The sequence below is a fragment of the Bacillus sp. AFS023182 genome (genome assembly GCF_002560575.1).
GTDB classification, from domain to species: domain Bacteria; phylum Bacillota; class Bacilli; order Bacillales; family Bacillaceae_G; genus Bacillus_A; species Bacillus_A arachidis.
Window position 1 is genome coordinate 1 of sequence record NZ_NTRO01000177.1, and the last position, 997, is coordinate 997.

The window sequence follows — 997 nt, forward strand, 5'->3', positions numbered from 1 at the left end:
AACTTTTAGGGGTCACTTCACTATCATATGGGAGCATTGGCTTTTTTAATTTATAACGAAAGAAATGCTGAATCTCTTTCCATGAGCTTAAGATTGTAATTTTCACGAAAGTCACTTTTATTTACATAATAAAATTACCGTTTTCCAGTAGATAGACTACAATATTACTCGCATCTTGAAATTCCTAATGCTAAAAATAAAGCTGCTAAGTTTGCTGTAATTGATATTTTAAACGTGATAACATCACCTACTTTTGCTACTAAAAACAAAGCTCCGTTTTCTTATAAAATACAAGTCACCGACAATTGCAAGCCCATTAGCCCCCTCCTTTCAGACAGGTAACTATCAATCTATGATTTCGATAAAATTTACATCTTCTTTTCTTTATATACGGTAAAGAGTTTGAAATTTACTAAAGAAAGACAATTTTCTTATTTTATATCGAAAGCATGTAATTTCTAATAAATTCCTATATAATCAACAGAGTAAATCTTACAAATGGAGGTATTAAAATGGCTTTTTGGAGTAATATTAGTGCAATTTTATTTTTAGTGACTCTTATTCTACTAATCTTATGTATCATTTCACTTTTTAAGAAAAATGGGAAAGCAATGAAATATGGTAGACCGGCAGTTATTTGTTTGATTATTTCACTTTTAGTATCAGCAACAATCACCACACAAACGAATCACCCAGTTGTTGGCTTTTTCGCTAATTTATGTTTAATCCTATTTTTCTTTTTCCTCGTTCTAGCAATTTTATCTATTATTAAAAAAACTGGCATGGCAAAAAAACAATTTTTAATTACAGGTGGTTTGCTTATGGCTTTTGTTGTATTAGCTACTATCGCAACCCCTTCTACTGAAAAAGTCTCAGTAAAAGATAAAAAACTTGCAACTGAACAAGAAGATAAAAAAGATGTAGACAAGAAAAAAGAACTAGCAAAGAAAGAAGCAGACGAAAAAACTCAAAAACTAGAAGAAGAGCAAAAGCGTCA

The 997-nt window shown here is 30.3% G+C and carries 1 pseudogene; it reads left to right on the forward strand.

Features of this window, described 5'->3' with window-relative positions:
* Positions 1-512: 512 nt before the first annotated feature.
* A pseudogene (locus CN288_RS28070) lies at positions 513-997 on the forward strand (O-antigen ligase family protein); the annotation flags it as partial.